Origin of the sequence: Salmonella sp. SAL00653 (genome assembly GCF_046552515.1) — a bacterium.
Lineage (GTDB): Bacteria > Pseudomonadota > Gammaproteobacteria > Enterobacterales > Enterobacteriaceae > Salmonella > Salmonella enterica.
Genome location: NZ_JBGDTY010000009.1, coordinates 1 through 17,134 on the forward strand (window position 1 = coordinate 1; position 17,134 = coordinate 17,134).

General features: G+C 52.4%; 18 protein-coding genes and 2 tRNA genes. 10 read left to right on the plus strand and 10 right to left on the minus strand.

From position 1 onward, the window contains the following. Together ACLJRU_RS11895 and ACLJRU_RS11900 are read right to left on the minus strand one after the other, a co-directional pair. Positions 1-76, minus strand: a tRNA-Gly gene (locus tag ACLJRU_RS11895). A 156-nt stretch (positions 77-232) separates the two neighbouring features. After that, positions 233-308, minus strand: a tRNA-Gly gene (locus tag ACLJRU_RS11900). Between the two features lie 295 nt (positions 309-603). On the opposite strand from ACLJRU_RS11900, the gene ACLJRU_RS11905 reads away from it, so the two are divergent. Next, complete coding sequence (locus tag ACLJRU_RS11905) at positions 604-1,323, plus strand: arginine ABC transporter substrate-binding protein (protein WP_000922811.1); 720 nt, start codon at positions 604-606, stop codon at positions 1,321-1,323. A gap of 61 nt (positions 1,324-1,384) precedes the next feature. Here the strand turns inward: ACLJRU_RS11905 and orn are convergent, their stop codons facing one another. Continuing rightward, positions 1,385-1,930, minus strand: coding sequence for an oligoribonuclease (gene orn, locus ACLJRU_RS11910; protein WP_001271546.1), 546 nt, complete (start codon positions 1,928-1,930; stop codon positions 1,385-1,387). 106 nt (positions 1,931-2,036) lie between these two features. On the opposite strand from orn, the gene rsgA reads away from it, so the two are divergent. From rsgA to mscM, 3 genes are all read left to right on the plus strand, one after another. Next, complete coding sequence (gene rsgA / locus ACLJRU_RS11915; RefSeq protein ID WP_023235478.1) at positions 2,037-3,089, plus strand: small ribosomal subunit biogenesis GTPase RsgA; 1,053 nt, start codon at positions 2,037-2,039, stop codon at positions 3,087-3,089. 91 nt (positions 3,090-3,180) lie between these two features. After that, positions 3,181-4,149: an archaetidylserine decarboxylase gene (gene asd / locus ACLJRU_RS11920; protein WP_000934949.1), complete on the plus strand. Its 969-nt coding sequence runs from the start codon at positions 3,181-3,183 to the stop codon at positions 4,147-4,149. A gap of 18 nt (positions 4,150-4,167) precedes the next feature. Beyond that, positions 4,168-7,494 (plus strand): miniconductance mechanosensitive channel MscM, encoded by a 3,327-nt coding sequence (gene mscM / locus ACLJRU_RS11925; protein WP_023235477.1) that lies wholly within the window; start codon positions 4,168-4,170, stop codon positions 7,492-7,494. Between the two features lie 66 nt (positions 7,495-7,560). Here mscM and ACLJRU_RS11930 read toward each other — a convergent pair whose 3' ends face one another. From ACLJRU_RS11930 to epmA, 3 genes are all read right to left on the minus strand, one after another. Then, a complete protein-coding gene (locus ACLJRU_RS11930) occupies positions 7,561-7,875 on the minus strand; it encodes a YjeO family protein (RefSeq protein ID WP_000074656.1) in 315 nt (104 codons plus the stop codon). A gap of 51 nt (positions 7,876-7,926) precedes the next feature. Then, the gene (gene yjeM, locus ACLJRU_RS11935; protein WP_023235476.1) at positions 7,927-9,429 is read right to left on the minus strand and encodes a glutamate/gamma-aminobutyrate family transporter YjeM; all 1,503 of its coding nucleotides are present in this window, start codon (positions 9,427-9,429) and stop codon (positions 7,927-7,929) included. Between the two features lie 225 nt (positions 9,430-9,654). Then, a complete protein-coding gene (gene epmA / locus ACLJRU_RS11940) occupies positions 9,655-10,632 on the minus strand; it encodes an elongation factor P--(R)-beta-lysine ligase (RefSeq protein WP_000004797.1) in 978 nt (325 codons plus the stop codon). A 322-nt stretch (positions 10,633-10,954) separates the two neighbouring features. Between epmA and frdA the strand changes: the two genes are divergently transcribed. From frdA to ACLJRU_RS11965, 5 genes are all read left to right on the plus strand, one after another. Further along, on the plus strand, positions 10,955-12,745 hold the full coding sequence (gene frdA, locus ACLJRU_RS11945) for a fumarate reductase (quinol) flavoprotein subunit (RefSeq protein ID WP_001192954.1): 1,791 nt from the start codon (positions 10,955-10,957) through the stop codon (positions 12,743-12,745). After that, a complete protein-coding gene (gene frdB, locus ACLJRU_RS11950) occupies positions 12,738-13,472 on the plus strand; it encodes a fumarate reductase iron-sulfur protein (protein ID WP_000829509.1) in 735 nt (244 codons plus the stop codon). The genes frdA and frdB overlap by 8 nt, the downstream gene beginning before the upstream one ends. A 10-nt stretch (positions 13,473-13,482) precedes the next feature. Continuing rightward, positions 13,483-13,878, plus strand: coding sequence for a fumarate reductase subunit FrdC (gene frdC, locus ACLJRU_RS11955; protein ID WP_000208749.1), 396 nt, complete (start codon positions 13,483-13,485; stop codon positions 13,876-13,878). A 10-nt stretch (positions 13,879-13,888) separates the two neighbouring features. Further along, on the plus strand, positions 13,889-14,248 hold the full coding sequence (gene frdD, locus ACLJRU_RS11960; RefSeq protein ID WP_000609650.1) for a fumarate reductase subunit FrdD: 360 nt from the start codon (positions 13,889-13,891) through the stop codon (positions 14,246-14,248). 111 nt (positions 14,249-14,359) lie between these two features. Beyond that, positions 14,360-14,893 carry a lipocalin family protein gene (locus ACLJRU_RS11965; RefSeq protein ID WP_001238398.1) on the plus strand — a complete coding sequence of 178 codons (534 nt, stop codon included), beginning with the start codon at positions 14,360-14,362 and terminating at the stop codon, positions 14,891-14,893. A gap of 16 nt (positions 14,894-14,909) precedes the next feature. Here the strand turns inward: ACLJRU_RS11965 and sugE are convergent, their stop codons facing one another. Next, positions 14,910-15,227 (minus strand): quaternary ammonium compound efflux SMR transporter SugE, encoded by a 318-nt coding sequence (gene sugE / locus ACLJRU_RS11970; RefSeq protein ID WP_000118469.1) that lies wholly within the window; start codon positions 15,225-15,227, stop codon positions 14,910-14,912. A 255-nt stretch (positions 15,228-15,482) separates the two neighbouring features. On the opposite strand from sugE, the gene ACLJRU_RS11975 reads away from it, so the two are divergent. Then, a complete protein-coding gene (locus ACLJRU_RS11975; RefSeq protein ID WP_000912959.1) occupies positions 15,483-16,070 on the plus strand; it encodes a helix-turn-helix transcriptional regulator in 588 nt (195 codons plus the stop codon). A 30-nt stretch (positions 16,071-16,100) separates the two neighbouring features. Here ACLJRU_RS11975 and ecnB read toward each other — a convergent pair whose 3' ends face one another. The 3 genes from ecnB to efp all read right to left on the minus strand — a co-directional run bounded on the left by ecnB (position 16,101) and on the right by efp (position 17,116). Next, entirely contained in the window at positions 16,101-16,247 is a 147-nt protein-coding gene (ecnB, locus tag ACLJRU_RS11980) for a lipoprotein toxin entericidin B (RefSeq protein WP_000239598.1), read from the minus strand. A 107-nt stretch (positions 16,248-16,354) separates the two neighbouring features. Then, on the minus strand, positions 16,355-16,489 hold the full coding sequence (locus ACLJRU_RS11985; RefSeq protein ID WP_001595192.1) for an entericidin A/B family lipoprotein: 135 nt from the start codon (positions 16,487-16,489) through the stop codon (positions 16,355-16,357). A 60-nt stretch (positions 16,490-16,549) separates the two neighbouring features. Continuing rightward, positions 16,550-17,116: an elongation factor P gene (efp, locus tag ACLJRU_RS11990; RefSeq protein WP_000257282.1), complete on the minus strand. Its 567-nt coding sequence runs from the start codon at positions 17,114-17,116 to the stop codon at positions 16,550-16,552. Positions 17,117-17,134: the final 18 nt, after the last annotated feature.

The window sequence follows — 17,134 nt, forward strand, 5'->3', positions numbered from 1 at the left end:
TGGAGCGGGAAACGAGACTCGAACTCGCGACCCCGACCTTGGCAAGGTCGTGCTCTACCAACTGAGCTATTCCCGCATAATCTTCGTCTTTCGAACCGCTACTGCGTTGGCTGCCTTCACTCGCCTGAGTCACTTACTTCAGTAAGCTCCTGAGGACTCATTCAGTTGCCGCCTTGCCGCAATTCGAAATCCTGCGATTGGTGGTCTGTACTTAACAAGCACTTTCAAATTTTGGAGCGGGAAACGAGACTCGAACTCGCGACCCCGACCTTGGCAAGGTCGTGCTCTACCAACTGAGCTATTCCCGCAAATTTGTTGCTGTCGTAATTCGCATTTCTGCGTCGTTACGGGAGGCGCATTATACGAGAAATCCATTTAGCTGCAAGCCCCTGAACGCATTTTTTCGCGATTTTTGTTTGAATGCTGATTAAATCACCAAACAAGACAAAAAACGAGCAAAGCGTGCGCTATGCAACAAAAAACTTTTCACGCCACGCCTAAAGGCACAGAATCAGAATAGCACCCTGCGCCAAAAAAAGAATAGCACGGTGACCACAACATCCAATTGATATCAGGGATCAAGATGAAAAAAAACTTATTGTCATGCTGTTAGCCAGCCTCTCCGTTCACGCCGCTTCCGTTTCCGCCAGAACATTACATTTTGGCACCTCCGCCACCTATGCGCCCTATGAGTTTGTCGATGCCGATAATAAAATTGTTGGTTTCGATATTGATGTCGCCAACGCGGTCTGCAAAGAGATGCAAGCGGAGTGCTCATTCACTAACCAGAGCTTTGATAGTCTGATCCCCAGCCTACGCTTCAAAAAGTTTGATGCGGTGATCGCCGGTATGGATATGACGCCCAAACGTGAACAGCAGGTCTCCTTTAGCCAACCCTATTACGAAGGTTTATCGGCGGTAGTCGTCACGCGTAAAGGGGCTTATCACACTTTTGCCGATCTGAAAGGCAAAAAAGTCGGACTGGAAAACGGTACAACGCATCAGCGCTATTTGCAGGATAAACAACAAGCCATCACGCCTGTCGCCTATGACAGCTATCTAAACGCTTTTACCGATCTGAAAAATAACCGTCTTGAGGGCGTGTTTGGCGATGTCGCCGCGATTGGTAAGTGGCTAAAAAACAATCCGGATTACGCCATCATGGATGAACGCGCCAGCGATCCTGACTACTACGGAAAAGGGTTAGGCATTGCGGTACGCAAAGGCAACGACGCGCTATTGCAAGAAATTAATGCCGCGCTCGACAAGGTGAAAGCGTCGCCGGAATATGCGCAAATGCAGGAGAAATGGTTTACGCAGTAATTCAGTGGCGGGAGAGCTGCCGGATGAGACGCTCTGGCGTTGCCATCCGACATGTTACGCCTCACAGCTTAATGAAATGCTCGCGGTAGTAAGCCAGCTCCGCCACCGACTCGCGAATATCATCCATCGCCTGGTGCGTGCCCTGCTTGGTAAAGCCGGCCAGAATCTCCGGCTTCCAGCGGCGCGCCAGCTCCTTGAGCGTACTGACATCCAGATAGCGATAGTGGAAGTAGGCCTCCAGTTCCGGCATATATTTAAACAGAAAACGACGATCCTGACCGATGCTGTTACCGCAAATCGGCGACTTACCCGCAGGCACCCACGTTTTCAAAAATTCAATCGTCGCCAGTTCAGCGTCTCGTTCGCCCATCGTACTTGCCTTAACGCGATCTACCAGGCCGCTGCCGGTATGGGTGCGCACGTTCCAGTCATCCATTAACGCCAGTTGCGCATCGGATTGATGTACCGCAATCGTCGGCCCTTCCGCCAGAATATTCAGGCTGGCATCCGTTACCAGCGTGGCTATCTCAATAATGCGATCGCGCTCGGGGTCCAGACCTGTCATCTCCAGATCGATCCAAATCAGGTTGTTTTCATCGGCACTCATGCTATTTTCCACCCTTCAGAGGTCACATTCACTGTGACTATATTCATCTACAATTGCGTGTATCATAGATGTTTTGCCCACTATGGGCGACCAGGAGCCAGTACGATTGAGCAAAAATAAACTCTCCAAAGGCCAGCAGCGCCGTGTGAACGCCAATCACCAGCGTCGTTTAAAAACGTCCGCGGAGAAAGCCGACTACGATGACAACCTGTTTGGCGAGCCTGCAGAAGGTATCGTCATTAGCCGTTTTGGTATGCATGCCGATGTGGAGTCTGCTGACGGCGAGGTTCACCGTTGCAATATCCGCCGCACTATCCGTTCGCTGGTGACGGGCGATCGCGTCGTCTGGCGTCCGGGCAAAGCCGCCGCAGAGGGCGTCAACGTAAAAGGCATCGTTGAAGCGGTGCATGAGCGCACCTCGGTATTGACGCGCCCGGACTTCTACGACGGCGTGAAGCCTATTGCCGCCAACATTGACCAAATCGTTATCGTCTCCGCGATTTTGCCGGAGCTGTCGCTGAATATCATCGATCGCTATCTGGTCGGCTGTGAAACCCTACAGGTTGAGCCGCTTATCGTACTCAATAAAATTGATCTGCTGGACGACGAAGGTATGGACTTCGTTAATGAGCAGATGGATATCTACCGCAATATCGGCTATCGCGTGCTGATGGTCTCCAGCCATACGCAGGATGGTCTGAAACCGCTGGAAGAGGCGTTAACCGGTCGCATCAGTATTTTTGCCGGGCAGTCCGGCGTCGGAAAATCCAGTCTGCTAAACGCTCTACTCGGCTTACAGAACGAGATTCTGACGAACGATGTGTCGAATGTCTCCGGTCTGGGTCAACATACCACTACCGCTGCTCGTCTGTATCATTTCCCGCATGGCGGCGATGTCATTGATTCCCCCGGCGTGCGCGAGTTCGGCTTATGGCATCTGGAGCCGGAACAAATCACCCAGGGCTTTGTCGAATTTCATGACTATTTGGGACATTGCAAATACCGGGACTGCAAGCATGACGCCGATCCAGGCTGCGCCATTCGCGAAGCGGTAGAGAACGGCGCTATTGCGGAAACCCGTTTCGAAAATTATCACCGAACTCTTGAAAGTATGGCGCAGGTAAAAACGCGTAAAAACTTTTCTGATACGGACGACTGACAGATACGCTAGGCGTCGTTAGAATCGTCCCCTTTTTTCAGGATACCGGTATAACTGCCGGTTCAGGAACAACAATGGCCTGGAGGCTACCTTGTTAAACTCATTTAAACTTTCGCTACAATACATTCTGCCGAAACTATGGCTCACTCGCCTGGCGGGCTGGGGCGCAAGCAAACGAGCAGGATGGCTGACAAAACTGGTTATCGATCTCTTCGTAAAGTATTACAAAGTCGATATGACCGAGGCGCAAAAACCGGATACCGCCAGCTATCGTACGTTCAATGATTTCTTTGTTCGTCCGCTGCGTGATGACGTGCGTCCGCTCAATACCGATCCTAACATCCTGGTGATGCCTGCCGACGGCGTGATAAGCCAGTTGGGTCGTATCGAAGAAGATAAAATTTTGCAGGCCAAAGGCCATAATTACAGCCTTGAAGCGTTGCTGGCGGGTAACTACCTGATGGCGGATAAGTTCCGCAACGGCACGTTTGTGACCACTTACCTCTCCCCTCGCGACTACCATCGCGTGCATATGCCATGCAACGGCATCCTGCGCGAAATGATCTACGTACCGGGCGATCTGTTCTCCGTTAACCATCTGACCGCGCAAAACGTCCCCAACCTGTTTGCCCGCAACGAGCGCGTTATCTGCCTGTTTGATACCGAGTTCGGCCCTATGGCGCAGATTCTGGTCGGCGCAACAATTGTCGGCAGTATCGAAACCGTCTGGGCGGGGACCATTACCCCGCCGCGCGAAGGCATCATCAAGCGCTGGACCTGGCCAGAAGGCGAACATGAAGGGTCTGTCGCCTTGTTGAAAGGCCAGGAGATGGGACGCTTTAAACTGGGTTCCACGGTCATCAACTTATTTGCGCCGGGGAAAGTGAATCTGATCGCGTCGCTGGCAAGCCTGTCCGTTACCAAAATTGGCCAACCGCTGGCGACGTCGACCGAAACATTCGTCGCGCCGGAGGTAGAACCTGCTCCGCTGCCGGCAGAAGAAATTAAAGCCGAACACGACGCCAGCCCGCTGGTTGACAATAAAAAAGACGACACCTAATCAAGAGAGAATGCTGACGTGCGCCTGATTATCGCTTTTCTGATGGCCTGGTGCCTCAGCACGGGGGCGTTCGCCGCAACGGCCCCCGACGCCAAACAAATCACGCAGGAACTGGAGCAGGCAAAAGCGGCGAAGCCCGCTCAGCCGGAAGCCGTTGAGGCGCTCCAGACTGCGTTAAACGCGCTTGAAGAACGAAAAGGCTCGCTTGAGCGCGCGAAACAATATCAACACGTTATTGATAATTTCCCTAAGCTATCCGCCACCTTGCGCGCCCAGTTGAATAATCTGCGCGATGAACCTCGCAGCGTACCGCCAGAGATGTCCACCGAAGCGTTAAATCAGGAGATCTTGCAGGTTAGCAGCCAGCTACTGGATAAAACCCGCGAGGCGCAACAGGAGCAGGAGCGCGTCAGGGAGATCGCCGACTCGCTCAGCCAGCTTCCCCAACAGCAAAACGACGCCCGCCGCCAGCTTAATGAGATTGAGCGACGGCTCGGCGCCGCAGGCGGAAGTGCCGCGCTTAGCCAGGCGCAAAGTCTCAGTATGCAGGCGGAGTCCGCCAAACTAAAAGCGTTAGTCGACGAACTGAAGTTGGCGCAACTGTCCGCCAACAACCGGCAGGAACTGGCTCGTCTGCGTTCCGAGCTGGCGGAAAAACAGAGTCAGCAATTGGATGCGTATCTTCAGGCGCTGCGCAATCAGCTCAATAGCCTGCGCCAACGTGAAGCGGAACGCGCGCTGGAAAGCACTGAGCTGCTGGCGGAAAACAGCGCCGGTTTGCCGGAAGGCATCGTCGAACAATTTAAAGTCAACCGCGAGCTGTCACAGGCGCTTAATCAACAAGCGCAGCGGATGGATCTGGTCGCCTCGCAGCAGCGACAAGCCACCAGCCAAACGTTACAGGTGCGCCAGGCGCTCAATACGCTGCGGGAGCAGTCGCAATGGCTTGGCGTGTCCAACATGCTTGGCGAAGCGCTGCGCGCGCAGGTCGCCCGTCTGCCAGAGATGCCTAAGCCGCAGCAGCTTGATACGGAAATGGCGCAGCTACGCGTTCACCGAATGCGCTATGAAGAGTTACTCAATAAGCAGCCGCAGCTACGGCAAATACGTCAGGCCAATGGACAACCGCTGACCGCCGAGCAAAACCAGATTCTTGACGCCCAGCTTCGCACTCAGCGAGAGCTGCTCAACTCGTTGTTACAGGGCGGCGATACGCTGATCCTGGAGCTGACCAAACTGAAAGTCTCCAACAGCCAACTGGAGGATGCGCTTAAAGAGGTTAATGAAGCGACCCACCGTTATCTGTTCTGGACCGCTGACGTTAGCCCGCTATCGCTCCCCTGGCCTGTTGATTTGGTTCAGGATTTACGCCGGCTTATCTCATTAGATACGTTTAATCAGTTAGGTAAAGCCAGCATCATGATGCTGACCAGCAAAGAGACGCTACTGCCGTTATTCGGCGCGCTGGCGCTGGTCGGGTTTAGCCTCTATTCACGTCAACACTTCAACCGGTTCCTTGAGCGCTCGGCCTCGCGCGTCGGGAAAGTCACCCAGGATCACTTCTCGCTGACGCTGCGAACGGTGTTCTGGTCAATTCTGGTCGCCTCGCCGCTGCCCGTCTTATGGGCGACGCTCGGCTATGGTCTACAGGAAGCCTGGCCGTATCCGCTGGCCGTCGCCATCGGCGATGGCGTGACGGCGACAGTACCGCTGTTGTGGGTAGTCATGATTTGCGCCGCTTTTGCCCGCCCTAATGGCCTGTTTGTGGCGCATTTCGGCTGGCCGCGAAACCGGGTAGCGAAAGCGATGCGCTACTACCTGATGAGTATTGGGCTGATCGTGCCGCTCATTATGGCAGTGATCATGTTTGATAATCTTAACGATCGGGAGTTTTCCGGCTCGTTGGGCCGACTTTGCTTCATCCTGATATGCGGCGCGCTTGCGCTGGTCACGCTGAGTCTGAAAAAAGCGGGCATCCCGCTCTATCTTGATAAAGAAGGCAACGGCGACAACATGGTCAACAGCCTGCTGTGGAATATGTTGATGGGCGCGCCGCTTATCGCGATTCTGGCGGCGGCGGTGGGTTATCTGGCCACGGCGCAGGCGCTACTGGCGAGACTGGAAACCTCGGTCGCCATCTGGTTCCTGTTGCTGGTCATTTATCACGTTATTCGCCGCTGGATGCTGATCCAACGACGCCGACTGGCTTTTGACCGCGCCAAACATCGTCGGGCGGAAATGCTGGCGCAGCGCGCGCGCGGCGAAGAAGAACCGGCGCACTCCTCCAGCCTGGAAGGCGCGGTCGACATCGATGAAAGTGAAATCGATCTTGACGCTATTAGCGCTCAGTCGCTGCGTCTGGTCCGCTCAATTCTGATGCTTATCGCCCTGCTATCGGTAATTGTACTGTGGTCGGAAATCCACTCGGCATTCGGCTTCCTGGAGAATATTTCGCTGTGGGATGTCACCTCTACGGTGCAAGGCGTGGAAAGCCTGGAGCCGATTACCCTCGGGGCGGTGCTCATTGCGATTCTGGTCTTTATCATCACCACGCAGTTGGTGCGTAATCTGCCTGCGCTGCTGGAACTGGCGTTATTACAGCATCTCGATTTAACGCCTGGTACCGGTTACGCCATCACGACCATCACCAAATATCTGTTAATGCTGATTGGCGGGCTGGTCGGTTTCTCGATGATCGGCATTGAGTGGTCGAAGCTACAATGGCTGGTGGCCGCTCTCGGCGTTGGGCTTGGTTTTGGCCTGCAAGAAATTTTCGCTAACTTTATCTCCGGCCTGATTATTTTGTTTGAAAAGCCGATTCGTATCGGCGATACGGTGACCATTCGCGATCTCACCGGCAGCGTGACCAAAATCAATACCCGCGCCACCACCATCAGCGACTGGGATCGTAAAGAGATTATCGTGCCGAATAAAGCCTTTATCACCGAACAGTTTATCAACTGGTCGCTGTCTGACTCCGTTACGCGCGTGGTGTTAACCATCCCGGCGCCAGCGGATGCCAATAGCGAAGAGGTGACGCAAATTCTGCTGACGGCGGCGCAGCGCTGTTCTTTGGTGCTGGACAACCCGCCGCCTGAAATCTTTCTGGTGGATCTCCAGCAGGGTATTCAAATTTTCGAACTGCGTATCTATGCCGCGGAAATGGGACACCGTATGCCATTACGCCATGAGATCCACCAATTGATTCTGGCGGGCTTCCGCGAGCACGGTATTGATATGCCGTTCCCGCCGTTCCAGATGCGTCTGGAGAGCCTCGGCGGTAAACAAACGGGGAGAACGTTAACGTCAGCGGGTAAAACCAGCCGCCCGGCGGGGAGTTTGTAAACGCAATGGCGCCGGATGACGCTAAAAGACTCGATGACATAGGCTTATCAGGTCTTTTAGCATAGATCACACACAAAACTGATAGCGCAGGAAGAATTGCCAGGACCAGTAAGCAAATATCACCAACGCGACACAGTACAAAAACCAACTACGTATTTTCTTATACACAGTAACGTAAAAAAACGGGAAAAACAGGGGCAGCGTCATCATCGCGCCAAAACCTCTGGAATCATCATTTTCGACAGTTCTCATCACATCACAAATGTTGGTTATCCCACTCTCGCCAATCATCCACTCTTTATCCAGGACTGAAAATACAGCGATGAGTGGGATAGCCAGTAAAATCCAGATAGCGCACAATGCAAACATTTTCGGACTCATTATAAATATCCTTTTCATAAAGCCGATGAGCTAACGCTATCCGGACAAAGATTACTCCGCCGCCCACTCCGGATCAGCGCTCATGCGGCTACTGTAATTCTGATAAATCGCCATCGCCAGCAACGAGAAGAAGATCGGGCCGCCGATCATCCACAAAGCGCTGTCCCAGTCCCCAGCTTCAATCACTGGCTGGATGATGGTAAAGACGTTGGCAAACGTCACCACCAGCACCACAACACCCGTCGCGGCCAGGGTAGAGGCTTTGGTTTTAAAGAGAACAAATGGCCGCTCCAGATCCTGACGCGCTTTAAAGAAGGGAAATGCCAGCGCAAGGAACAGGTATGGCAAGGTCATTGAGACGTTCGCCATCAGCGTGAGTTTGTTATAAAACGCCGATGCAGTGTCACCACCAAAAGAGACCAGCAAAATAAACAGACTCACCAGTACGCACTGTAGCCACATAGCGGTCGCCGGCATACCGTTAGCGTTCAGTGTCGTCATCGGCGCGGGCCACAACGCTTTTGGCGTCCCCTGAATAATGGCTTTCAGCGGTGAATAGCTCAACGTAAAAAACGCGCCGGTATAAGCCAGAAACATAGAAAGGCCGGTGATACGCGCAAACCAGACGCCTACCGTCATCGCTGCTTCCGGAGAAAGGTTTAACGCGTTACCTAATGTCGTGCCTAAACTCGACATCAGAATGTAGGTGATATTCCCTAAGTTAACGGCGCTATTACTTAATATCTGTTGCCAGTTAGTGCTGACGCCCCATAAAAAGATCGCCAAAGAATAACCAATTGAAATCACAATAGCCGCGAAAACAATACCTTTCGCAAAATTCTTTTCCGGTTTCTCGGTTTTATCCACCAGTCCGCCGACAGCCTCAATACCGCCGTACGCAAAAATAGCAAATACCACAAATGACAACATTACCAGGCCGGAGTGATAACCCGGATTCGGTGACGAGGTAAAATTAATTTCTTGTGCAAAATGCCCACCATTTAATAACAAAATAGCGACACTCACTAACAATAAAACTAAATTAAGACACATTACGGCAATACCTCCGACCGCCGTAATTCGCGCAATTTTATTGATCCCTCTGGCGGCGACACACGTCACCAGAATCATCCAGCCCACGGCGAGCAGCCCGACAACCTGCGTAGGCTCAAGCCCTGCAATACGCCAGTGCTGCGTCATATCGGCGCCAAAAACAAAAGTAGAAAACGGTACCCAAATTTTTGCCGCCGTACTTACCATCCATATGACATACGATGAAAACCACATAAACGTGCCAATAAACGCGTAACGTGGCCCCACGCTATTATTCATCCACGAATAGATCCCGCCCTCTTCTTTGCGATAAGCGGAACCCATTTCAGCCATCATTAAGGCGAATGGAATAAAAAACAGCAAGGCAGAAAATATATACCACGGGATTGCGCTATACCCCATTAAATAAAACGCCGACGGGCTATTCGCAAAACCAAAAACAGAAGTAAAAATCATCAGGATAAGCCCAATAAGGCTCATCTTTTTTATCGTGTGGGTCATTCAACCATCCCTTACGCTCGAGCGCGTTTGCCAGACGCCGCTCACCGATTGACGCCGCCTTCTTTTTTACGAAGGTCAGCGATAAAAAAATCAACACAGGATTGATACCTAAATGGCATCAAAGTTCCAGCCTTATGTTGTGGCAAACAGAGGATAATTGAAAAAATATGCTACAAAATGGCGCTTATTGCGCCATTTTATCTCGCGAAAGAGTGAATTTCAGATTTACGCCCGATCGACCGTAAAAGCAATCACGTCCGCCAGGCTTTCTGCTCCCAGCGCCAGCATCACCAGACGATCAACACCCAGCGCCACGCCGGAACAATCCGGTAGACCGGCGGCCAGCGCATCCAGTAGATTTTGGTCAATCGGCTGCTGCGGCAGACCGCGAGCGGCGCGCTTACGATTGTCCTGTTCAAAGCGCTGTTGTTGCTCACGTGCGTCCGTCAGTTCGTGGAAACCATTCGCCAGCTCAATACCTTTGTAGTACACCTCAAAGCGCTCGGCGACGCGATGATCCTCGGTACTGATTTGTGCCAGCGATGCCTGACTTGCCGGAAAGTGATAAATAAAGGTCGGCTTTTCTTTACCTATATGCGGCTCAACCCCCATCGTGAACAACAGTTGCAGCAACGTATCACGGTCTTCTTCCGTATCGGCGATATTGCTTAAATCAAGCTTTGCCGCCGCCTCACGCAGTTGCGTTTTATCTGCTGATAACGGGTCAATCTCCAGATGGCGCTGAAACGCCTGTTGATAGGAGAGACTTTCCGCAGGTTGACAATCCAGCACTTGCTGAAGCAAATCATCCACTTCATTCATCAGGCGGTACATATCGTAATGCGGGCGATACCACTCCAGCATAGTGAATTCCGGATTATGATGTCGTCCCATCTCTTCATTACGGAAACTGCGGCATAGCTGGAAAACCGGACCGCACCCTGCCGCCAGCAGGCGTTTCATATGGTATTCCGGACTGGTCATTAAATAGAGGTTCATCCCCTGGGAATGGCCAGGTCCGACGAAACGCGTTTCGAACGGGAACAGATGAATGTCTGTGACCGTCGCCTGACTCATGCAGGGCGTCTCAACCTCAAGCACTCCACGATCGGCAAAGAAACGACGGATTTCCGCCATAATCGCCGCACGTTTTAATAAATTGGGGATGGACGCGCTCGGCTGCCAGGTTGCCGTTTCGCTCATGATTCTTTCTCCAGTTTAAGACAAGGTCACGAAGTCTACTCGCAACGCGCGGGCGAAACAAATTTTGCGCAGGCGTATCGGGCGCCTTCTGGAGGGTAAAAAAAGTGATTTCAGATGGTTTAGTAATTAAATTAATCAAAATCAATGATAATTCATCCCTCTGATATGCTAAAAAAATCGAACACGTCAAATTTCCCTCACATCCCTGAGACTATACTGTTGTACCCATAAAGGAGCAGTGGAAACGCATTCATACTTCGCAGAACCCAGAGGCTTTATCTGGCTGCGCGAGGGTGAAATTACAATAATCTGGAGGAATGTCGTGCAAACCTTTCAAGCCGATCTTGCCATTATAGGCGCCGGTGGCGCGGGATTACGTGCTGCAATTGCTGCCGCACAGGCGAATCCCAATGCTAAAATCGCACTGATCTCAAAAGTGTACCCGATGCGCAGCCACACCGTCGCTGCCGAAGGGGGTTCAGCCGCTGTCGCCCAGGATCATGACAGCTTTGACTACCATTTTCACGATACGGTAGCAGGCGGAGACTGGCTGTGTGAGCAGGATGTCGTGGATTACTTTGTCCACCATTGTCCCACTGAGATGACGCAGCTGGAGCAATGGGGCTGCCCGTGGAGCCGCCGTCCGGACGGTAGCGTTAACGTGCGTCGCTTCGGTGGTATGAAAATCGAGCGTACCTGGTTCGCCGCGGATAAAACCGGCTTCCATATGCTGCATACTCTGTTCCAGACTTCCCTGCAGTTCCCACAAATCCAGCGCTTTGACGAACATTTTGTGCTGGATATTCTGGTTGATGACAACCATGCGCGCGGCCTGGTGGCAATGAACATGATGGAAGGCACGCTGGTGCAAATCCGCGCCAACGCCGTGGTCATGGCGACAGGCGGCGCAGGCCGCGTATACCGCTATAACACCAACGGCGGCATCGTCACCGGCGACGGGATGGGCATGGCGCTGAGCCACGGCGTTCCGCTGCGTGATATGGAATTCGTTCAGTATCACCCGACCGGCCTGCCAGGTTCCGGTATCCTGATGACTGAAGGTTGCCGCGGCGAAGGCGGTATTCTGGTCAATAAAAATGGCTACCGTTATCTGCAAGACTACGGCATGGGCCCCGAAACGCCGCTGGGCGAGCCGAAAAACAAATATATGGAACTGGGGCCGCGCGACAAAGTATCCCAGGCTTTCTGGCACGAATGGCGTAAAGGCAACACCATCTCCACGCCGCGCGGCGATGTGGTTCACCTCGACCTGCGTCATCTCGGCGAGAAGAAACTGCATGAACGTCTGCCGTTCATTTGCGAACTGGCGAAAGCCTATGTCGGCGTCGATCCGGTTAAAGAACCGATTCCAGTACGTCCGACCGCGCACTACACCATGGGCGGCATTGAAACCGACCAGAACTGTGAAAGCCGTGTCAAAGGGCTGTTTGCCGTTGGCGAATGCTCCTCTGTTGGCCTGCATGGCGCGAACCGCCTCGGTTCCAACTCACTGGCGGAACTGGTGGTGTTTGGTCGTCTGGCTGGCGAACAAGCAATGGAACGCGCTGCTACGGCAGGCGCCGCAAATAGCGCCGCGCTCGACGCCCAGGTTGCCGATATTGAACAACGTCTGAAAAATCTGGTGAACCAGGAAGGCAACGAAAACTGGTCGAAGATCCGCGATGAGATGGGTCTGTCTATGGAAGAAGGTTGCGGTATTTACCGTACCCCGGAACTGATGCAGAAAACCGTTGATAAACTGGCCGAGCTTCAGGAACGTTTCAAGCGCGTACGTATCTCCGATACTTCCAGCGTGTTCAACACTGACCTGCTGTATACCATCGAACTGGGTCATGGTCTGAACGTGGCGGAATGTATGGCGCACTCTGCGCTGGCGCGTAAAGAGTCCCGCGGCGCGCATCAGCGTCTGGATGAAGGCTGTACCGAGCGCGACGATGTGAACTTCCTCAAGCACACCCTCGCCTTCCGCGATGCTGATGGCACGACCCGTCTGGAATACAGCGACGTGAAAATCACCACCCTGCCGCCAGCCAAACGTGTTTACGGCGGTGAAGCGGAAGCAGCCGATAAGAAGGAGAAGGCGAATGGCTGAGATGAAAAACCTGAAAGTTGAGGTGGTGCGCTATAACCCGGAAACCGATACCGCGCCGCACAGTGCTTTCTATGAAGTTCCTTATGATGAAACAACATCGCTACTGGACGCGTTGGGCTACATCAAAGATAACCTGTCGCCAGACCTGAGCTACCGCTGGTCCTGCCGTATGGCGATCTGCGGCTCCTGCGGCATGATGGTCAACAACGTCCCTAAACTGGCGTGTAAAACCTTCCTGCGCGATTACACCAACGGTATGAAGGTGGAAGCGCTGGCGAACTTCCCGATTGAGCGCGATCTGGTTGTCGATATGACGCACTTTATCGAAAGCCTGGAAGCGATCAAACCGTACATTATTGGCAACTCTCGCACGCCAGATCAGGGGCCGAATGTCCAGACCCCGGCGCAAATGGCGAAGTATCACCAGTTCTCCGGTTGCATCAACTGTGGTCTGTGCTACGCCGCGTGCCCGCAGTTCGGTCTGAATCCTGAATTTATCGGACCGGCTGCGATTACGCTGGCGCATCGCTATAACGAAGATAGCCGCGATCACGGTAAGAAGGAGCGTATGGCGCAGTTGAACAGTCCGAACGGCGTATGGACCTGTACTTTCGTGGGCTACTGCTCCGAAGTCTGTCCAAAACATGTCGATCCGGCTGCGGCCATTCAGCAGGGTAAAGTGGAAAGCTCGAAAGACTTTCTTATCGCCACCCTGAAACCACGCTAAGGAGTGCAACATGACGACTAAACGCAAACCCTATGTGCGGCCGATGACGTCCACCTGGTGGAAAAAACTGCCGTTTTATCGCTTTTATATGCTGCGCGAAGGCACAGCGGTGCCGGCAGTCTGGTTCAGTATTGAACTGATTTTCGGTCTGTTTGCGCTCAAACACGGCGCGGAATCCTGGATGGGATTCGTCGGCTTTTTACAAAACCCGGTGGTAGTGATCTTAAACCTGATCACCCTGGCGGCCGCGCTGCTGCACACCAAAACCTGGTTTGAACTGGCGCCGAAGGCGGCCAATATCATTGTAAAAGACGAAAAAATGGGGCCAGAGCCAATCATCAAAGGGCTTTGGGTGGTCACTGCGGTAGTCACCGTAGTCATTCTGTATGTTGCCCTGTTCTGGTAAGGAGTCCCGGATGATTAATCCAAACCCAAAACGTTCTGATGAACCCGTATTCTGGGGACTGTTTGGCGCAGGCGGTATGTGGGGCGCGATCATCGCGCCGGTGATCGTGCTACTGGTTGGCATCATGCTGCCGCTGGGGCTATTTCCGGGCGATGCCCTGAGTTTTGAGCGCGTACTGACGTTCGCCCAAAGCTTTATTGGTCGCGTTTTTCTGTTCCTGATGATCGTGCTGCCGCTATGGTGTGGCCTACACCGTATGCACCACGCGATGCATGACCTGAAAATCCACGTGCCCGCGGGCAAATGGGTCTTCTACGGTCTGGCGGCAATCCTGACCGTTGTGACGGCGATTGGCGTTATCACTCTCTAAGTTGCCACGACGCCCTCTTATCTACCCGATAAGAGGGCGTTTTTTCTTTTCCTGCCTCTCATTTTCCCGCCAGGTTCTACACTTAGAAAAAACACTGGAAGGAAAAACGCTATGCGCTTGCTGCCCGTCGTTGCTGCGGTTACTGCGGCATTTTTGGTTGTCGCCTGTAGTTCACCTACCCCGCCTAAAGGCGTTACCGTGGTAAATAACTTTGATGCCAAACGTTACCTAGGCACCTGGTATGAGATCGCACGCCTCGATCATCGATTTGAACGTGGACTGGAACAAGTCACGGCCACCTATAGTCTGCGTGACGATGGCGGGATTAATGTCATCAATAAAGGCTATAACCCGGATCGGGGAATGTGGCAAAAAACAGAAGGCAAAGCGTATTTTACCGGTAGTCCAAACCGCGCCGCGCTCAAGGTCTCTTTTTTCGGCCCGTTCTACGGCGGCTATAACGTGATTGCGCTTGACCGGGAATACCGTCATGCGCTGGTGTGCGGCCCGGATCGCGACTATCTGTGGATACTCTCTCGCACGCCAACGCTTTCTGAGGAAATAAAACAGCAAATGCTGGCCGTCGCGACCCGGGAGGGGTTTGACGTCAATAAATTAATTTGGGTAAAACAATCAGGTTCGTAGCAATGTCAGCGACGAATTAATGCGCACTGAGTTTTAGCCCAATGATACCCGCGACGATCAAGCCAAGACTGAGCAAACGCGCCGGTGAGGCAGACTCGCCCAACAGAAGGATACCGGTGATTGCCGCCCCGACGGCGCCGATGCCGGTCCAGATGGCGTACGCCGTTCCAACGGGCAGCGTTTTCATTGCCCAGGAAAGTAACGCCATACTGATAACCATGGCCGTAATGGTGATGATACTGGGGGTCAGACGAGAAAAACCGTGGGTATACTTCAGGCCGACAGCCCATACCACTTCAAGTAAACCAGCGATTAATAGAATGATCCAGGACATAGCAGGCTCCAGATAATTAATGGGGCCGTCCCCGGTGAGAATAGCGTTTACAGGTCGTCCTGTAACGTATACGGATGAAAAGCCATTCTTGCCTGAGAGAAAATGAATTTCAACCTTTTTATTTTTTTCCGTCTAAAGGCGGGAATTGGCCCTTTTAAGCCGCGTAGTTTTCGCATTTAGCGTCCACAGGAGTTCTCTATGATGGAACGCCTTCTGGGAAAGAAAGTGCTTTACTACTTCCGGGTGCAAAAAACTATGTTGAAAATTTTAGTGATAGACCGATGCCACTTTACCCGTACGGGCATGGAGGCCTGGCTTAATCACACTGATGTGCTCAGTTCTTCACTGCTGGTATCCGGGATGAATAACCTTATACTGGCGAAAGAACATATTCTGCAATGGAAGCCCCATCTGGTTATCGCTGATTTATATGGTTTTCTCAACGATGCCTTACCCGAGCAGCCTATCAATGCATTTTTTGCCGCCTGCAGGATGACGCCGTTGGTATTATTACAGTCAGGGAATATGCCGTACAGACCGCAATATGCCAGTCATGCAGTGTTATCTAAACACACGCCTTTACATGAGCTTGCACAACGAATTAAAGGAGCGCTATATACTCATCCACTGCAGGAAGCGCCGGAAAGCGCCACGCCATTGCTCTCTCCGCAGGAGGAAAAAGTGCTCGCGATGTGGACGGAAGGCACCAGCAATAAAGAGATTGCGTATGCGCTTGGCATTCACGGAAAAACGGTTTACACCTATAAGCGTAATATCCGTATGAAACTTCATATGGATAATCGGTATTCTCCCTTTCTTATGCTTCCGGAGAAAATCGATTAACGGTACGACGCCATGCCGTACCGTTGATGATTACTGCTGAGCTCTGGTTGCAGCGCCAGAGATCGCACTACCACCGTCCGAGATGTCCTCGCCCACGCCGCGCGTGGTATTACAAGCAGTTAATACAGTGGAAAGTACCAAAACAGAAAAGATCGCTGCAATTGTCTTTTTAACCATAATGTCTTCCTTTTCTAGCCAATGTTGTTTGTGTATAGCAACTTAATAATAGACAACATCCCAGAAAATGACGGGCGATCGACTAATTTTAGGAAGACGAGAAGCGATTAGCTGGCTGCACGGGAGATGGCGTGGCCAAGATGCTGAATATCTTCGCCGAAGCCGCGGGCGGTATTACATGCCGTTAATAATGTGCTGGTAAGAAGAACCAGCGCGACAAGGCTGATAAAGCGTTTCATCATTGAGGCGCGAAAAAAAGGATGGCGCAGCATACGCTGCACCATTTTTCCCGATAACATAAATTATTTTACGCGGGATACGTATTCGCCGGAACGGGTATCGACTTTGATCACTTCGCCAATCTGCACGAACAGCGGAACTTTAACCACTGCGCCAGTAGACAGCGTGGCTGGTTTGCCGCCAGTACCTGCGGTATCGCCCTTCAGACCTGGGTCGGTATCAACAATTTCCAGTTCAACAAAGTTCGGCGGAGTGACAGAGATAGGCTGACCGTTCCACAGGGTTACGATGCATTCCGCCTGATCCAACAGCCATTTTGCGTTGTCGCCGATAGCCTTGGCATCTGCAGACAGCTGCTCGAAGGTTTCGTTGTTCATGAAATGCCAGAACTCACCGTCGTTGTACAGGTAAGTCAGGTTCATATCGACTACATCCGCGCCTTCAGCGGAATCGGTCGATTTGAAGGTTTTCTCAACGCGCGTGCCGGTCAGCAGACGGCGCAGCTTAACGCGGGCAAACGCCTGGCCTTTACCCGGTTTCACGAATTCACTGGATTCAACCGCATAAGGTTCGCCATCCAACATGATTTTAAGACCGGAACGAAAATCGTTGCTATAGTAAGTCGCCATAAGGCCCTCTGAAATTGT